An 18,186-nucleotide genomic window follows, 5' to 3' on the forward strand; every position below is an offset into this window, starting at 1 on the left:
CCAAGCACCACTGCTTCTTTTCCTGCAAGTTAAATGGTTTTATAATTTAGAAAATATCCACGAGTACCTTGGGCTTTAACTGCTTTGTCGTATCGATTCAGGGCATGGATGTAAGCCGCTTGTCGCATATCTGTTTGGTGATTTTCCATCAGCTGCCAAATATTATTGAATTCGCAAGATATAATATCATGTAATTCTTCTTGAACTTTTTCTAAACTCCAATAATAACCTGATTTATTCTGTACCCACTCAAAATAGCTTACGATTACACCACCTGCATTAGCTAGTATATCGGGTACAATTAACATTCCATTTTTCTGTAATATTGCATCAGCCTCTGTGGTTGTTGGGCCATTAGCGATTTCAATAATGATAGGTGCCTTAATTTTTGCTGCGTTTTTTTGGGTAATTTGATCTTGTGAAGCGGCTGGGATAAGTAAATCGACATCAAGCTCCAAGAGTTCCTCATTGGTGATTGTAGTCTCCTTTGCGAGATCACAAATAGACTCTTTGTAATATAAGGATTGTACTTCTATCGAACGTTTTTTTATTTCAATCATACGAGGTATATCAATACCTTCGTTATTATAAATTCCTCCTTTTGAATCACTTATTGCAATAATTTTATAGTCGTTGTCGTAAAGTAGCTTAGCTATATTCTGTCCCACATTACCAAATCCTTGAATAGCAACCCGTTTTTCTGAAGACTTCCATTTTTTCTTTCTTTCAAGAATCTTAATACAATAATAGGCACCCAGACCTGTCGCACTCTCACGTCCAAGACTCCCCCCCAAAGGAATAGGTTTACCTGTGATCACTGCAGGACTATTTTGCCGAACGATTGTGGCATATTCATCCATCATCCACCCCATGATCATCTCATTGGTATACATATCTGGTGCAGGAATGTCTTTGTCTGGCCCGATAAAATCCGCTATTAACTCAATATAGCTTCGACTTAACCGCTCCAACTCCATGCGGGATAATTGTTTTGGATCAACGATTATTCCTCCTTTTGCACCACCAAAGGGAATGTCGACGACAGCGCATTTTATTGTCATCCATAGTGCGAGTGTTTTCACCTCATCTAAATTTAATTTGGGGTGAAACCGAATACCTCCTTTCATAGGGCCGCGACTGTCATTATGATGAACTCGATAGGCTGAAAAGATTTTTAATGCTCCGTTATCCATACGAACGGGGAGGGATATTTCCAGACAGAGTTTAGGGTGTTTTAGTTTTTCTAAGGCTTCTGAGTCAAGACAACAAAATGAAGCGGCCTTATCAAGTCGTGAAAGAGCTTTTGAATACATACATCTATCCCTATTATTGTATATCCTATTTATATAATAACATTGTATTTGCTATATTTTTATCTTTACTCCATTAGCTTTTAAATTTCCCTGCTTACTGTATTCATATCGCAGCACATCTCGCATAATATAACCTACGTTTGCTGAAAACCATTTTAATGCGGCATAATGCTGCTATACTGGTCTCAGCCATTTCATAGCGACCAGCGGAGAGCTTCACATGAAAAAAATAGCCCTTTTACTCGTCAGTTTATTGTTAACAACAGGCCTCGTATCAACACACGCAGAAACTGCGATTATTAAAACCTCGGAAGGTAGCATCACTTGTGAATTGTTTACAAAAGAAGCGCCCGAAACCGTCGCAAATTTTGTAGGTTTAGCAACAGGAACAAAAGAATTTAAAGATGTAAAAACAGGCGAAATGGTTAAGCGCCCTTTTTATAATGGCTTAACCTTTCATCGAGTTATTGCGGGTTTCATGATTCAAGGCGGCGACCCTCTTGGAAATGGGACCGGTGGACCCGGTTACACATTTGTTAATGAAAATACTAATGCCAGTTTTAACAAACCAGGAGTACTTGCAATGGCCAACGCTGGGCCAAATACAAATGGCAGCCAATTTTTTATTACTGTAGCGCCAACACCTGAATTACAAGGCAACTACAACGTTTTTGGTCAAGTGATTTCTGGACAAGAGGTTGCGGATAAGATTAGCAAGATGCCCACAGACCCACAAGATAGACCGATAACGCCTGTGGTCATTGAAAGCATTACCATTCAAAAATGAATGCGAAGCCATGAACTAATTGGTTTTTCGACGAATCAACCAGAGGATTTTATGTCTGTCAAAAGGAATTTTCACATCCACCAATTAAGAAAGAAATTGAAAATGATCCAGCTTATAAGGAATTAAAAGCCCAGTATGCTGCATCACAAGGTGAATTGCAGTCTAGTATAACTACTCTCAGTTATAAATTATCTGAAAAAATACTTAAACTTTGAACTACATATGGGTATCCTGTTAAGGGATCTCTTTCCAGGATCGTCAAAGTAAATGACAATTCTACTTTCATTTCCTCTATGACTACGGATTGTCTAAAGACCCAATAATGTATGCCTGAGAAATTTCCAGTTGCTAGAATTTGAGGATCTCCCTGAAGAACAGGATTAAGAGTTAGTTGTTCGGTACGTATAGTCTTCATAGCCCCGCCAAGAAACTCCGTTAGTCCATTCCAGGCATTAACAGAATAACGTTCACGAATAAGTGCAAAATCTTGAGGTTGTGTAGTGTAGCTCACAGATAAGGTATCTATTAGCGTTTGTTGAGCCCATTGAATTACTTTAGAATCACGGTCAGTACTGCTGGCATGTAGGGTAGATAAAAAGTGAAACAGTATTAGAATGAAAAAAATATTTTTTATTAATAATTTCATAATCAACATCCCTATTTCTCAACAAACTGATCAATATATTTTGTTATTATAGCAAAGCCAACAGAGAGTCTGGAAATAGGAGCAGCACTTTCAATCTAAGATGAGGCAACTAAGCTAAAAGGGCCAAAACAAACGAATTAACAAAGTCGCAGTAACTGCCAGTATAAAAGTTAAAGGCAAACCTATTCGCCAATAATCGGAGAATTGGTAATTACCAGGGCCGAGAACAAGGGTATTTGCCTGATGCCCCACTGGCGTAATGAATGTACAAGAAGACCCTACAGCCACTGCCATCAGAAAGGGATCAGGAGAGGCACTCCAGTCTGAAGCAATCATTAAAGCAATGGGAGAAAAAATTAATGCCACTGCGGCGGTGTTTATAAAATTTGCAAACAACATGCAGATAGCAATCAAAATGAATAAATTCATAGTAATCGGTAGTGCATGACCATAATAATAAAAACCTTGAGCAATGAGTTTGGCTGTACCCGTTGTTTCCATTGCCTGACCTACGGGGATTAAAGTAGCGATTAAAACAAGAATAGGTAAATTAATGCTTTGATAAGCTCCATCCAGACTTAAACATCCAGTCAATATCATTGCGATCGAAGCAGTGAAAAATGCCACATCTGTTCGTACAAAACCCGAAATTACCGCAGCAATAGCTAGAAAAAATATACCAAAAACTTTGATAGTTGCTTTTTTTGAGAAAGGACGAATACGATTTTCACTGGCAGCAATACAATTTAAAGCATGCAATCTTTCCTGAGTAAGCTTACTATCGGATTTCACCAATAATACATCACCTGTTTGTGGAGTAATTTCTCTCAGACTTTCTGTAAATGTCGCATTTCTTCTTGAAATGGCAATAATTTCAATGCCATAGGCATCAATCAGATTTAAGTCTTTGATCGGTTTGGCTTCTAAAAACGATTGCGGTAAAAGAACAATTTCGGTTAGAAAATAATCCATGGATTCCATTTTTTGATATTGTGGCTCCCTAACTAATCTGTATTGACTAGTTAGTTCTCCAGATGTCCATTTGTCTGTTTCTACGATCAAGAGATCATCCGTTTTAACTGTAAGATATTTCAAATTTTTTCGTATAACTTCATCGTCTCTGAAAACAACAAGTAATTCTGCTCTGTCCTGATATTCTTTGATAAGGTGTGTCATTTTGCTGTTTACCAAAGGTGAATCTGATTTGACCCGAAACTCAAAGGTGAATTTTTCCAAAAGGGGTTTATTATCCTTATCCGTGGTTAATGAGATTAACCGCCACCCTATCCAAGCAATAAAAACAAGACCTACTATGGCAACGCCAATGCCTACTGGAGCAAAATCAAGGAAATGAAATGCACTGCCCAACTTATCTTTACGAAAATCGGAAACAATAATATTTGGTGTAGTACCTATAAGAGTAATTAATCCCCCTAAGAGAGAGCTAAATGATAAAGGCATAAGCAAAGCTCGGCGGGGAATATTCCTTATTCGTGCGATTTTCAGGGTCACCGGAATCATAAGAGCTACAGCAGCAACGTTGTTAATAAATGCCGAAAGCGATACCACCGCAGAACTCAATACCAAAATTTGTTTGGGGATATTTTTACGCCTTAACCGAAGATAATAAGCAATCTCACCAAGAACACCGGTATTTTCCACAGCGCGACTAATAATAAAAAGAGTTCCTACAGTAATTACTGCGGTATGACTAAAGCCAATAAAACTTTCCTTCATCGGCACTAAGCCAAGAACAACTGCAAGTAATAGGGTTATGGCAGCCACAAGATCATAGCGGATAATGCCAGAGACAAAAAAAGCAAGCGCTGTTATTATAAGCATAATGAATAATATCTGATCGTAATTCATGCCATTGCTTCCCTTAAAATTGGCCTCTGAGCCCGCACCAATAGCTCCCAAATGTCATTTCTTGCTAGCCGCAAATCTAACAAGTAATAGTTTGCAAGGTGTTACTATTTGGAGGATTTTCATTAATATTATCGGACAACTCACTTAGCTGGTTTAATAAAGTGATTGTGGTTGTGTTTTTAAGACCCAAAATTCCCAAAATAAAAGTAATAATATCTTGCCCTGTATTTAAAATTTCATATCTTGACTTTCCATTACTGACAGTTTCCCAATAAAAATGTTCAAGAACAGTTTGAATTCCATCCATTGATTTTTGGCATTCTAAATTTTTAATTAATTCTTCTAAAACTTGATATTTCTCTTTAACAACCAGAATACCAAAAAAATGATTCCTCTTATCGTTTTTTAGAATTTCTTTATAGGCTTTAAGTTGCTTGAATGCTTCACTATTAAAAAAAATGATTGCAGCTGGAGTTAGGTGATCCGATGTATATTGAGGTTGGGGAGAAAAAATTTTTGTATCAGGAAGAAAACTACGTACTCCATTTTTAAGAATTTTTATATGCTCGTTGAAGAACTGGGTATGTTCATCTGATTTTTCATCCAGTACTTGATACCATTTGGCTGCAAACCAAACTGCCTGAGCGTATTTTTCGAAAGCGTATTTACTTGGTTTTTGATTAAGATCGTTAAGAGATTTTTCAACATAAGTTTTATTGAAAAGCCAATTTTTTTCTTTATCCGGGAGAATTGCCGGTACTCCTGTTCGATTACAGGCTATTTGAATTTCTCTAGTGTATTTAAGAATATCATCCAGGTTGTAATGCATAAAAATACCTCCCTATTAAATTTCAGATTTCTCTAATACCTGATTTTTTTATTTTATTCCTCAAATTATTTGCTCTACCTATACTTCACAAGCTATCTCTTATTTTCGGTTCAGTCAAACGGTTACTTTTGTACTATTAATTTTTATAGGTTGGTGGATACGCAAACGTCTACACAGACAAATAGTTCAATAAAAGAATATATTTTTCCCAATGTCTGTTTCATGATTGTTTGCTCTATTAAAGATCAACTTTGGTTTGTCTTTATTGACATGTTTTGTAGGAGCCTATAGATTGCAGCGCGACTTATTGTGATTTTAAAGATAACATATTGATTTTTTTTTTAGGATTAAACAGAGAGGATTTCAATGAAAATAGCTGTAATAACCGGAGCAAATAGTGGGATTGGTTATGAAACCACTATTGAACTTGCAAAGGCTGGATATATTGTCGTGATGGCATGCCTTAATATCTCAGGCGCTCAAGAAGCTCAAAAAAAAATTCTGGAACAAATACCAGAAGCACAACTAATTATAGAATACCTCGATCTTGGAAGCTTATCCTCAGTTAGAACATTTACGGAAAAAATTATAAATCAATATAATGATATATCATTATTAATTAATAATGCTGGCATAAATAACGCTCCTTTTGTCCTTACTGAAGACGGTTTTGAATCAACCTTCCAGGTAAATTATTTGGGACATTTTTACCTAACTCAACATTTATTACCATTATTGGAAAAAAATGGTAATGGCAGGGTTATCACTGTAACTAGCTATGGTCATCATTCCGGTATTATTTCATTTGACGACCCTTTTTTACAACATCATGAACCAGATAATTTCCCCCCCTCTTCCAGTTATAACCCTTTCCAAGCGTATTTTAACTCCAAATTGGCTAATTTATTATTTAGTCGAGAACTCGATAGACGCCTACGGGCTACTGGCTCCTCGATAAAAAGTATTGCGGTGCACCCTGGATCAGTTCAAACAAATATGCTCAAAAAAAATAATTTTTTTAGCCTGCAATATCTTTTTTTCTCTACTGGAGAAAAATTAATTGGGCAAACGGCAAAGGAGGGAGCCCAATGTTCTGTAAAGGCATGCCTTGATCCAGATATTGTTGGAGGCGAGTTTTTTGGACCTGGTGGTTTGTTTGAGTTGACCGGTTATCCGGCGTTAGTAAATGGCTCTCAAAGTTCAAACGATAAAAATTTATCTGCTATGCTTTGGCAGTATACTGAGGAATTATTAGATATGAGCTTAAATTTTAAAGACGATGATCACAATGAAACAAGTCGTCAATTCAATTCAAAATGGTAGATTGCATATTTCAGGCTATTTGTATTAGCGGTAGCCTTTCTTTTTTCCATGTTCTGAAGCTTATTCGAGTCATCTATGAAGCTTCCATTAGACCTCTTGCATAACCTGATTATTTCGCTTTAAGGCAAGGCGCAAACGTTTTGAGGAGCGGAGTTTAACACGGCAGAAACGTTTGCAACGCAGCAATAAAACTAAAGAAACAGGTTATGGAAGAGGACTATTATTACTGGATCCCGAGAACAAGAGAGCATGATAATTCTGCTTGAGCATTTACATGTTATATGACAATAACCTATTAATTATTAATGATATTTGACTCATTTCTATTTTAGGCTAATTTGGATATATTTTTCTATAATCTCGACTGTCTCAGGTTCTCTGTCTCATCAACCTCTTCAAGTTCCTTACCTTTTTTATGAACGGTCAATCTTTCTTTAAAGCATTTACATTTTTGTTTAAATTGACTTATCTCATCGTCACTTAGATTAAGAATTAAGCTTTTATCGGTCTCCTCGTGCTTTTCGATTGGAGGTTCTTCAGGTTTACTATCATGCCCTAGACTTGAATCTGAAACAGGTTGTTCATTTCCATGAACAGGATATTTTTCTAAATCTTCCGGTGAAATTTCATCGAGACTTAGAAGCAAATCCTGCTCTGGTGTTAAAAATTCTGGTTCTTGCTGCACACTCACCTCTTTCTCTTGTTTTTCTAAGGTGCTTAGAGAAGCCTCAGCTTCATGCAATTTGGTAACTACGTCGAGCATCTCTTTGGCCATTTTTACCAATGTAAATTCACTACCACCCATAAGCCTATGAAGAATATTTTTATGTTTTAATTCTTGAGGAGCTGCCTTAATAAAATCTTCTAATGCTTTAGCTTTTTCCAAGTAACTATTGGATGACTGAATTATGGAAAATAACGTTGTCGCCAAATTTATTTTTTGGCCCTTAATGCTTTCAGGCTCTTGTGTTTCGCCATATTTTTTCTTATATCTTTGTTCGTAATCTTTTTTGTACTCTGCTAAATTGTTTATGCTCGTTTCTAATTGTTCTTGTAATTGCTCTTGCTGAGATTGCAGTTTAATTTTCTCCAGTTCTCTATGAAAATCTTTTAACCCTATTCTTTCTTCAGGGTTCTCTTTCGTCGCTTTCTCAATTAATTGTTGCATTTTTAAACCCAATGGGGATTTAAATACTTCTGCGCTAAAGTCTAATGGTTGTTCCGTCCAGAACTTTACTCCAGGCTTATCCTCGGCTTCCGGGAAAACCAAATGCTCGTATAAAGCCAATCCAATTTGATAACTCATAAATTGCTCAGCATTAATATCCTTATCTTCTATAATATCTTTCTCTACAATTTGACGATATTCAGGTGGCGCATAATCCATTGTTGTATTGATGTCCCTGGTGTTTATTTTCCCATCAGGGCTTATTGGAATTAGTGCTTTTTTATCAGTTATGAACATGCTTCCATCACCATGCAATAGGAAGTTCGATAATTTTATATCAGAATGCATCGCACCGTTTTCCAGTAACTTTTTAGACAAATCTACAATTTGCCCTAAATCTTTAGTGGCTCCTTTGATGAGGTCGTTATTTGAAGCACCAATACTATCCTTTCGATTGGAACGCATATCTTTTTTTACGGCATATTCTGAAACAACAATATTATTCGTTGAAAAATAGGTTGTATAATCTTGAGAAAAATATTCATTAACATCCGATTGACTTAATTTATTGACCAGCAATGGATACCTCAGTGGTTTTTCTATTCGTATAGTGAAGTCTTCATTTGTTCGTTTATCCGTTATTTTCCAGGTCATATTGTTTGCTTTACTCAGGAGGGTGCTTTGATAGTGACCAGGCAAGGCTACTTCCATCCCGAATTGTACTATTATGTTAATTAGCTCCTTTTCCCCATCACGTATTTTTTCTAAATTCTGTCTCAGATCCTCCTCATTAACTCTGCCTTCTTTACCGTATTTTTCTAAAGCTAAAGCCAGTTCTTCTTTACTGGTAAGAAGTTTTTTTACCTGCTCTCTTAGGTCATCAGCTAAAAAGGCATGTTCTTCATATCTTTTATTAAGTTCGGGTGAATGCTTAATTATCTTACTGAGCTCGGTATTGATTTGCAGTGATAGCTTTCTGAAGGTCTCCAGTTCGTCTTTATCAAGTTCTTGTTCATTAATAGCAGTTAGCAATTTTGTTTGAATCTGTTTTAAAGAATAATACTTGTCAATATTATCAGTTAGTTGTGTGTGATTTTTTAAATCCATGCCTACAGCCTTAACTATTTCCACTTTGTAATCTTTTAAAGCTTCTAGCCATTCTTTTTCTGTCATCAATGAGCCAGCATCTGTTGTTTTATCAAACAATTGCTTTTCTCTAGGTAACCCGGGGAGACTTGAAATATTTAACTGCTCTAATGCCTTAGACATATCCCATGCCATTATTTCTCTTAAACACGGGGTATCTGAAATCCTTAGATTCGGATCAGCTATTTTAAGTTGTAAATTTTGCAGAAAAAAATCAATTTCTTGTAATAAGGCTATCTTTAAATTGTCAGGCGCATTTTGGTTAACTAAGGAATTATATTCCTCTAATTTTTTGTTGAACCTATCAAATAACTTCTTATTTTTATCTTTCTCGTATTTACTAGGTTTTTCTAGTAACTCGAACACAGGATTGAAACCTAAAAGATAAAACCCTTATAAATTAGTATAGCTTCTAAATTGTAAAAAAATAAGGATCACTAAATATAAGTTCTAGGTGTAATTCAGTAAACACAGACTTGATGGGGATCCGCTATTCCAAATGAGTAATCCAAAATTTTTGTGACGAATTGCTGCCTTTAGAAACCGGTTCAACAGTTATAATTTGTAGCATAGGGGGTTGAAAAGGCCCTGACGCTGTAGCCCATTGGTAAGTGATTTTGAATTGCCAGACATTGGTTTTTTGAGCAATTGTATCTATCGTGTAGGAAGTGATCCAAGGGCTAGACGTTCCCGATACCCAATAAGGCCATTCATTTTTATATTTGGTTTTTAATGGGTCAGAAAACATCATAAATTGCACTGCACCATTTCGTGTTTTATTAGCTTTGGCAAATAGACTGGCCACTGCTTTGGGCGTTTCAGGAGCGAGCGCTTTTTCCAGCATTTGTATTCTCGCTGCATCGGAATCCGCTTGTGATACCGTTTCAGCAGCTTGAGAAAAAAAAGAGAACAACAAAAGAAGTAACAGTGATATCTGAACTAGATACTTTTTATGGTTCATGGAGATACTCATTATTTTATGAGTATTTGAAAATAAAATAGAAATACTAGAAAAGCAAGAGACTTGTAATTACTAATATAATCTTTTTAGCTGGCTAATATTTTATTATTAAGGATTTATTAATGACGGCATGAAGAATTAACTATTGCTATTTTTAAAATTTCCCATGTAAGACAACCAAATCTCCATCATCTGCATGACCTCACCCCCTCATGCTTCAAAATACATCGAATTGTGTTAATATAAATCACTTGGTTTTTAAAAAAAATTATTATGTATTCATCTAATTGTCGAATGGTTTCACTTTTAATGTCTGATGCTCCCCGAAAGAAAGAGCATATAGTTATTAGTGAGTTAGCATCAAAGCAAATATTAGCCGAACTATTACAACTTTGTATTTCAACAATAGATGATGTACATGAGATAATAACAACGACTTCAGCACTTCCAGGATATGAACAAAATGCTAAATCTGTAGAGAGCTCGCGTAAAGCAGTTAATCAATTTATGTACTCAAAATTGAGTGATTGGAATAAAATAAAAGAAAAGTTATTATTGAAAATTCTTAATATCGCAATTAAAGCGCAAGGAGCTGGTAATTGTTATGAATTTGCGTTTTATACGCAATTTTTGTTAGAAAAAAACGTTAAAAGTGAACTCTTTAGAGTTAAAGGGCAAAAAAACAATCATATATTCCTGGTCATTAATCGTGATTTAGACACCCCTTCCGATGATTATACTGAATGGAATAAAGAAGCCTTTATATTGGATTCTTATCTTAAAAAGATTTACCTTGCCAGTGAAATTCCTACATCACTGCGAAGCTGTTATTATGACTCGGATGAAGGTCTTGTTCATTATTTACCCTTTGAGTTTAATCAACATAAATTAGATAATAATGTGATAAAAGAATTTATAGAGGACTGGCAGTTACTACTTACCGAAAGGCTACAAGCTAAAACCGACAACTCAGACGAAACAGAAGTGAACAAGCATAGCCTTAAATGAAACACAGCCAAATCCAAGTTTTTATTGTATCGCAAAACTCAGACTCTAAAAATTTACAATCAGATTCTTTAAGAATATTATTGGGTGTGACCTTGGATTAATGTATCAAGCGATCAACAAAACTTTGAAAATCTTGATCATATCTCTGATTCAACTCTTGTTTGCTATTAATCGGTTTGAAATTAGGAAATAAAAATTTCAGGGACGTTTCCCAATAGCACATGGTGAGCGAAGGCAGATTGATCTTGAAAGGAACTAGAGGTAGTATACCTGCATTGACTTCAAATAGAGTCCATTATGTTTTTTAAACAATCAAATCCTCATATAACACCTCAAGAATTACAGAAGATCATTCAAAATTTAAATGCACAAAGCGAATTGGTAGTACGCCAATTGAAGGAAGGCTCTATATCGCAAAAGACTGGACAGGAAGAGATGCAACGTTTATCGAGACTTATTCAAGCTTATAGGGATAATCTGATGGCAGCATTAAATGATCAACAAACCAACTACTCCCCTTATTAGTTGATCTTTTTGGGATATACGAAGTCTGCTCTACCTGATTTCAGGTGTATAATAGACCTCTTGCATAACCTGCCTCTTTTATTTTATTGCTGTGTTGTAAAGATTTCTGCGGTGCTCTTTTACTCTATGTAAACTCCGCTCCTCGAAACCTTTACGCCTTGCACTAAAGCAAAATATTCAGGTTATGCAAGAGGCCTAATGAAACCCCATTTTTCATCATAGATAAAAGGATTTTTTCTAAATTAGTGCCTGCCTGTTCTACTACTTTTTGGTGATCTCATTGGATCTTGCCCCAAGACACTTACTATAAAACTGGTAATCTGAAGTTACACAGATATAATTAGTAACAATAAGTCACACCAGTTATTCTTAAAATAACTATTCATGACTTCAATATTAAGGGAGATAGTTGAATGGCGGACAAGGACAATAATCAAAAATTCTCAACAACTGATTCGGGAATACCAGTACCAAGTGATGAATACTCTCTGACCATTGGAGCAAACGGCCCAATCGTTTTACATGATCACTACTTGATCGAGCAGATGGCCAATTTTAACCGTGAAAAAATCCCTGAACGTCAACCACACGCAAAAGGCGGCGGAGCATTCGGACACTTTGAAGTAACGGAAAACGTAAGTCAATACACCAAAGCAGCAGTGTTCCAGCCTGGAACAAAGACGGATGTCGTTATCCGTTTTTCAACTGTGGCGGGTGAGCGTGGAAGCCCCGACACCTGGCGCGACCCACGCGGATTCGCAGTGAAGTTCTATACTAGCGAGGGTAACTTCGACTTGGTCGGGAATAATACTCCTGTTTTCTTTGTGCGCGATCCAATGAAATTCCAGCACTTTATCCGCTCCCAGAAGCGTCGAGCCAATAACAACCTGCGTGACCATGATATGCAGTGGGATTTCTGGACTCTTTCACCAGAGTCTGCGCATCAAGTGACCTGGCTGATGGGCGACCGCGGTATCCCCAAAACCTGGCGCCACATGAATGGTTATTCAAGTCATACTTACATGTGGGTGAATGCCCGTGGTGAGAAATTCTGGGTAAAGTATCACTTCAAGACAGACCAGGGAATTGAATTTCTGACACAGCAAGAAGCAGATCACCTGGCAGGCACAGACGGTGACTACCATACCCGTGATCTGTACGAAGCAATAGAGCGCGGCGACTATCCAGGATGGACACTGTACATGCAGATTATGCCGTTCAAAGAGGCTGAGACATACCATATCAACCCATTTGACCTCACAAAGGTATGGCCACACGCGGACTATCCTCTAGTCAAAGTAGGCAAGCTGCTTCTAAATCGCAATCCGACTGATTATCACACTGAAATCGAGCAGGCTGCATTTGAGCCTAACAACATGGTACCCGGAACCGGGATCAGTCCTGACAAGATGCTTCTTGCAAGAGTGTTCTCCTACGCTGATGCTCATCGTGCAAGATTGGGTGTGAACTATAAGCAGATACCAGTTAATAAACCCAAATGCCCTGTTCACAGCTATAGTAAGGACGGTGCAATGCGCGTTGAGAATGTCTCGGATCCTGTTTACGCACCCAACTCCAAGGAAGGTCCAAAGGCAGACAGCTCGAGAAACCCCGAATTGGCAACATGGGAAGTACATGGAGATTTTGTACGTCAGGCCTATACACTCCGCAAGGATGACAATGACTTCGGACAGGCAAATACACTTGTACGCAAGGTAATGAATGATGAAGCCCGTAACAGGCTAGTCAGCAATGTCGTCGGTCACTTGAAAAACGGCGTCACCGAAGCGGTCCTGGAAAGAGCTTTCAAATACTGGAAAAACATCGACCAGCAAATTGGCGAACGTATTGAAAAGGGTGTCAAGGAAGGCTGACCATTCCTCTTCAGAGATTTGGATACTATTTACTGCAGAACAATTATGGCCTTTACCTGAAGGAAGGATAGCTTTAATAATCAACTTCATTTATAGGCCATATACTAAAACAAACTCGCATAGGATGGGATACATTTTTCAATTACCAACAGTGGCTTGGATTAGAGATTTAACAAGACAGATTATTTATTTTTTCTTCTTTTTCAGATCCTTTTTAACCCAATTAATTAAGCCCCCATTGATAAGTAATTCTTTTTGGCGTTTGGACACGGTTTGTTGTACTTCCAATTCTTTGTCATTTATTTTTATTTTGAAAGATTTTTTGTCAAGGATATCCGGTAAATCACTGATTTCCACCACATCATTTAAGTGAATTGCATCATAGTCATTTGGATTTTTAAAAACCAACGGTAAAATTCCAAAATTAATTAAATTTTGCCAATGAATACGAGCAAAACTCTTTGCAATAACAACTCTTAAACCTAAATAACGAGGGGCTAAAGCAGCATGCTCTCGACTGGAGCCTTGACCATAGTTTTCTCCACCGATAATCACATGACCTTCAGTATATTTTTTGGTACGACTCACATAATCAGGGTCGACGTGTATATAAGTAAACTGGCTAATTTGCGGAATGTTACTGCGAAATGGAAGAACTTTTGCTCCTGCTGGTGAAATTTCATCAGTGGAAATATTGTCTTCTACTTTGAGTAATACAGGAATGTTCAATGAATTGGGCATTGGCTCAAATTCAGGTAATGAAACAATATTCGGTCCTTTTATCAATTTGATTTTTTTGGCTTCTTCCAATGGTAAAGGTTTTTCAAAATTTGCAGGATTCAAAATTCTTTTTTGTGGCAACTTTATATCGGGATAGGGTATATCCAAAGTTCGGGGATCTGTAATGACACCAGTTAATGCAGAGGCTGCCGCTGTTTCAGGACTGCAAAGAAAAACTTTATCTTCATTAGTTCCTGAACGACCCGGAAAATTTCTTGGTACGGTTCGTAAACTGTTTTTATCAGTAGCTGGAGCTTGTCCCATACCTATACACCCATTACATCCCGCCTGATGAATACGAGCACCTGCATGAACCAGGTTCCCTAAATGGCCATCTCGAATTAACTCTTCTAAAATAGTTCGAGACGTTGGATTAATATCAAATGAAACATTGGAGTGAACAGTTCGCCCCTTCACCATCTCGGCAGCTATTGCAAAATCACGGTAGCCTGGGTTAGCTGATGAACCGATATAAGCCTGATAAATTTCTTCGCCAGCCACTTTGTCAACCGGTACAACATTGCCTGGGCTAGTTGGTTTTGCAATGAGTGGCTCAAGTTTAGATAAATCAATTTCATCATATTTATCATAAGAGTCATTCTTATCTGATTTTATTTCCAGCCAATCTTTTTCGCGCCCTTGAGATCGCAAAAATTCTTTTGTGATTTCATCTGAAGGAAATACTGTCGTTGTCGCTCCTAATTCTGCACCCATATTGGCGATTACATGGCGATCCATTGCGCTTAAATGCTTTAAGCCATCCCCATAATATTCAATGACATAACCTACTCCGCCTTTGACATCATAACGACGCAACATTTCCAGGATGATGTCTTTGGCACTCACCCACCTGGATAATTTTCCGGTTAAATGAATACCTAAAATTTTAGGCATTTTTATGTAAAGCGGATAACCTGCAATAGCCATTGCAACTTCTAAGCCACCAGAACCAATGGCAATCATTCCCAGAGATCCAGCAGCGCAGGTATGACTATCTGACCCGGTTAATGTGTTGCCTGGTTTACCAAAATGTTGCATATGTACCGCATGACTAATTCCATTTCCAGGTCGGCTAAAATAAATTCCAAAACGCTTTGCCGCACTTGCAAGAAAGAGATGATCATCTGGGTTTTTGTTATCTTCCTGAATTAAGTTGTGATCAACATATTGAACAGAAATTTCAGCTTTAGTTCGTTCCAAACCAAAGGATTCCAATTCAAGCATCACTAAAGTTCCTGTTGCATCCTGGCACAATGTTTGATCCATTTTTAAAGCGATTTCATTTCCGGGTTCCATTTTTCCTTCAAGAAGGTGCTCCTGGATTATCTTTTCTGTGACGTTCATTGTCATTTTCTCTTTAATGACTTGTTACTGTAAAAATATAGCACAATATGCCGGTAGGGGAGTCCATATTGATATTTCATTTACAATAACCCACTTCAAAAAAATTATAAGAATTGACAGACTATACTTACCTTTAAGTAGGAGTGTGAGGAATAGCATCATGTATAATGAAAAAGACGTAATAAAAGAAGATATTAAAAACATTTTGCATAGAAATGGATTATCTGAACATGAATTCAAAATAACAGTAGAAAATGGTTCAAGCTATGACCCAAACCAAATAGTAGGCATCCAGGTATGGATAACCATAGAAAGGAATACCATAAAGAAACGATACGGATTATACCGCACACATTGGCCTGATGATTTTGAAACGGACTTAAAAAATGGTTATTTTAATTAATAAATTATGAGTTTCCTGGATATATATAAGTCAACAACAATATCTTGATGACTAGAGACACTGGTCTTCAAATTGAAACCAAGTTGAAGACCAGTCATTTTAGATTAGTAGCCGTAATTCACTTGCTTATCGTGAATCTCTGGGTAGAGTTGAGATTCCTCTTGAAAAGGTGCTGAAGGAAAATAGAGCACTTTTCCAGTAGTATTACCAAAAAAGTTGCTGCCCCCACTGTAAGTTCTGGAGACATTCTGGGCTTTATTCAAGACCAGGCTCATTTCATGTTGCTGATCTTGTAATTTTTGCTCAAGTTCAACCAGATCTTTCTCAGATTTTTCTATTTTAGTGTTCAGACTTGGAATGGTAGTTAAACTTAATTCGTTAGCCTTTTTCCATTGCTTCAGCAGCACTAATTCATTTTTCTCAATCTTCTGATTATTTTTTTCCATTTGCGCATCATTAAAGTATTTCTGGCAATGAGAGACTACAGCAATAACCAGGGAAACAACACCAAGCGTAGCAAGAGCGCCGGGAATAGCAAAAAATATGGGGCTAATGATAAAGGTATTCAATATTCCGATACTTATTAAACTACTTCCAATACTAAAAAGAGACGTATAGAGTGCTTTTGTTCTATAACCAGCTGCTGATTCACTATATAGCTGTAACTTGGCATTTTCCTCATTAAACTCCTTGTTTTGTTTCACCAAATGAGGTTCTGAGGTTAGATAGCGCTCTAATTGCCGGGTACACTCCACCAGGCTTCTTTGCAGAGAATGAAGATGTTTCCGTTCACTATTAAGTGAGCCAGTAATAATTTTCTCCTTTTCCGCCATTTCTTCCATATTTTTCATCATGGCTAAAATCATCTTTAATGCATTATTTTCATTGAACGTAATTTGAGGACCATTTTCCGATTCCTGCAAAGCTTGTTCCAATTGAGTTAAATAAATTTTATAACTCATTTCAGTCGCATCGCTTATTAACTGGTTACGTTGCGCATCCAGCTCACGGGCTTGGGTTTCGATTTGTTGTTTTAACGCTTCCAGGTTTTTAGGAGTTAATTGCAAAAGATGCGGATCATAGCTTTTTCTGGCATTATCTCTGGCGAGACGCTCTTGATTCCTGATTTGGCGTTGTTGTTCATTATGCGGTAGCACGATGTCTATTTGATGTTTTACTTCGCTGTAACGTCCTTCAACCTCTTTTTTCTCCTTAAGAAATCTGGTTAAACTATGTTCTTCTCTGGTTTTCTCAGATTCTTTTGAATTGATAAGATGCATCAGTCTTTGACGCTCCTCAATAAGTCTATTTTCTTCCTGCAGGAATCTGTCCTGAGTGAGTTGTTCCTGAAATGGAGAAAGATCAGGATACAACCTGGGGGTAGTTACAGGATGGGTATGAACGTTAGTATCTGAGTATGGACTACTCTGATGTTGATTAAGCAATTGTCGTTCATAGCGGATTTTATCAATGTTTTGATTAATCTGAGTAAGATTTACTTTAAGCTCATTAAATTGTCTACTTACTTGATTGTATTGGCGTTGTTGCTGAAAGCATTTTGTGTCTAGCTGCTCCAATGTGTTTTCTAAAGCTGACAGATCTTCCCTATAGCGGATCATCAGAGAATTTTCATTACTTCTCTCTTGCTCATCACTCATTGCTTCTTCAAGATCGTACTCTTTTTGGGATTCACAAGCCAATTGAGTTAAGTGATTTATCATTACTTGCTTATCTGTATCACAGTGCTCAGAAAGCAGTGCATTAATTGAATTGAGCCCTCTCAATAAGGGCTTTCTTTCCAGAAGATATTGACGAAGAATGTGGTAATTTGATTCGCTAATGACTGCTTTAGTTTGAGATTGAACCATATCATTGATAACGATTTCTGATAACGCCATGACTCGTGACTCCTCAGTAATTATATTATTAACGAACTTGTATGTTGAAACTATTTATATGAATCGATGCATTATTCAGTAGAGGGATGCTCCTGCCTGATAATACGGACTGCATTAATCAGTTCAAATAAGTGACAAGACCTCCTATATTTTGTTCTCATGTTTAAACTGAAGGCATTATGGCAGACAAATGTTAAGGAATTGTTAAGTAATTGTTAAAAAATTGTTAAGATTCTATAAGAATTGCCGATTTATGGATAAAAATTAAATTTATCAATTCAGTAAGCGCTGTAAACCTAGATTCAAAAAACA

14 protein-coding genes are annotated in these 18,186 nt (G+C 37.0%); 6 read left to right on the forward strand and 8 right to left on the reverse strand.

All coding sequences use genetic code 11. The annotated features are described in order from the left end of the window. Positions 1-29: 29 nt before the first annotated feature. On the reverse strand, positions 30-1,313 hold the full coding sequence (locus ACZ5EK_RS10230; protein WP_464429401.1) for a Glu/Leu/Phe/Val family dehydrogenase: 1,284 nt from the start codon (positions 1,311-1,313) through the stop codon (positions 30-32). Positions 1,314-1,533: 220 nt separating this feature from the next. Here ACZ5EK_RS10230 and ACZ5EK_RS10235 point away from each other — a divergent pair, with 220 nt between their 5' ends. Beyond that, positions 1,534-2,100: a peptidylprolyl isomerase gene (locus ACZ5EK_RS10235; protein WP_464429402.1), complete on the forward strand. Its 567-nt coding sequence runs from the start codon at positions 1,534-1,536 to the stop codon at positions 2,098-2,100. 181 nt (positions 2,101-2,281) lie between these two features. Here ACZ5EK_RS10235 and ACZ5EK_RS10240 read toward each other — a convergent pair whose 3' ends face one another. The 3 genes from ACZ5EK_RS10240 to ACZ5EK_RS10250 form a co-directional block, all read right to left on the reverse strand. Then, the gene (locus ACZ5EK_RS10240) at positions 2,282-2,746 is read right to left on the reverse strand and encodes a hypothetical protein (RefSeq protein WP_464429403.1); all 465 of its coding nucleotides are present in this window, start codon (positions 2,744-2,746) and stop codon (positions 2,282-2,284) included. A gap of 114 nt (positions 2,747-2,860) precedes the next feature. Then, on the reverse strand, positions 2,861-4,615 hold the full coding sequence (locus tag ACZ5EK_RS10245) for an SLC13 family permease (RefSeq protein WP_464429405.1): 1,755 nt from the start codon (positions 4,613-4,615) through the stop codon (positions 2,861-2,863). A 76-nt stretch (positions 4,616-4,691) separates the two neighbouring features. Beyond that, positions 4,692-5,444 (reverse strand): hypothetical protein, encoded by a 753-nt coding sequence (locus ACZ5EK_RS10250; protein ID WP_464429406.1) that lies wholly within the window; start codon positions 5,442-5,444, stop codon positions 4,692-4,694. Positions 5,445-5,810: 366 nt separating this feature from the next. Here ACZ5EK_RS10250 and ACZ5EK_RS10255 point away from each other — a divergent pair, with 366 nt between their 5' ends. Next, complete coding sequence (locus ACZ5EK_RS10255) at positions 5,811-6,767, forward strand: SDR family oxidoreductase (protein WP_464429408.1); 957 nt, start codon at positions 5,811-5,813, stop codon at positions 6,765-6,767. 352 nt (positions 6,768-7,119) lie between these two features. Here the strand turns inward: ACZ5EK_RS10255 and ACZ5EK_RS10260 are convergent, their stop codons facing one another. Continuing rightward, on the reverse strand, positions 7,120-9,447 hold the full coding sequence (locus ACZ5EK_RS10260) for a hypothetical protein (protein ID WP_464429409.1): 2,328 nt from the start codon (positions 9,445-9,447) through the stop codon (positions 7,120-7,122). 124 nt (positions 9,448-9,571) lie between these two features. Next, the gene (locus ACZ5EK_RS10265) at positions 9,572-10,042 is read right to left on the reverse strand and encodes a hypothetical protein (RefSeq protein ID WP_464429410.1); all 471 of its coding nucleotides are present in this window, start codon (positions 10,040-10,042) and stop codon (positions 9,572-9,574) included. A gap of 309 nt (positions 10,043-10,351) precedes the next feature. On the opposite strand from ACZ5EK_RS10265, the gene ACZ5EK_RS10270 reads away from it, so the two are divergent. The 3 genes from ACZ5EK_RS10270 (at position 10,352) to ACZ5EK_RS10280 (ending at position 13,449) form a co-directional block, all read left to right on the forward strand. Continuing rightward, positions 10,352-11,050 (forward strand): hypothetical protein, encoded by a 699-nt coding sequence (locus tag ACZ5EK_RS10270; RefSeq protein ID WP_464429411.1) that lies wholly within the window; start codon positions 10,352-10,354, stop codon positions 11,048-11,050. A gap of 297 nt (positions 11,051-11,347) precedes the next feature. Beyond that, positions 11,348-11,575, forward strand: coding sequence for a hypothetical protein (locus tag ACZ5EK_RS10275; RefSeq protein WP_464429413.1), 228 nt, complete (start codon positions 11,348-11,350; stop codon positions 11,573-11,575). A gap of 413 nt (positions 11,576-11,988) precedes the next feature. Beyond that, positions 11,989-13,449: a catalase gene (locus ACZ5EK_RS10280; RefSeq protein ID WP_464429414.1), complete on the forward strand. Its 1,461-nt coding sequence runs from the start codon at positions 11,989-11,991 to the stop codon at positions 13,447-13,449. 186 nt (positions 13,450-13,635) lie between these two features. On the opposite strand, the gene ACZ5EK_RS10285 is transcribed toward ACZ5EK_RS10280, so the two are convergent. Continuing rightward, a complete protein-coding gene (locus ACZ5EK_RS10285) occupies positions 13,636-15,573 on the reverse strand; it encodes an aconitate hydratase (protein ID WP_464429416.1) in 1,938 nt (645 codons plus the stop codon). Between the two features lie 160 nt (positions 15,574-15,733). On the opposite strand from ACZ5EK_RS10285, the gene ACZ5EK_RS10290 reads away from it, so the two are divergent. Continuing rightward, complete coding sequence (locus tag ACZ5EK_RS10290) at positions 15,734-15,976, forward strand: hypothetical protein (protein ID WP_464429418.1); 243 nt, start codon at positions 15,734-15,736, stop codon at positions 15,974-15,976. A 104-nt stretch (positions 15,977-16,080) separates the two neighbouring features. Here the strand turns inward: ACZ5EK_RS10290 and ACZ5EK_RS10295 are convergent, their stop codons facing one another. Beyond that, on the reverse strand, positions 16,081-17,874 hold the full coding sequence (locus tag ACZ5EK_RS10295; RefSeq protein ID WP_464429419.1) for a type IV secretion protein Dot: 1,794 nt from the start codon (positions 17,872-17,874) through the stop codon (positions 16,081-16,083). Positions 17,875-18,186: the final 312 nt, after the last annotated feature.

The organism is Legionella sp. JM-2024 (assembly GCF_055389095.1).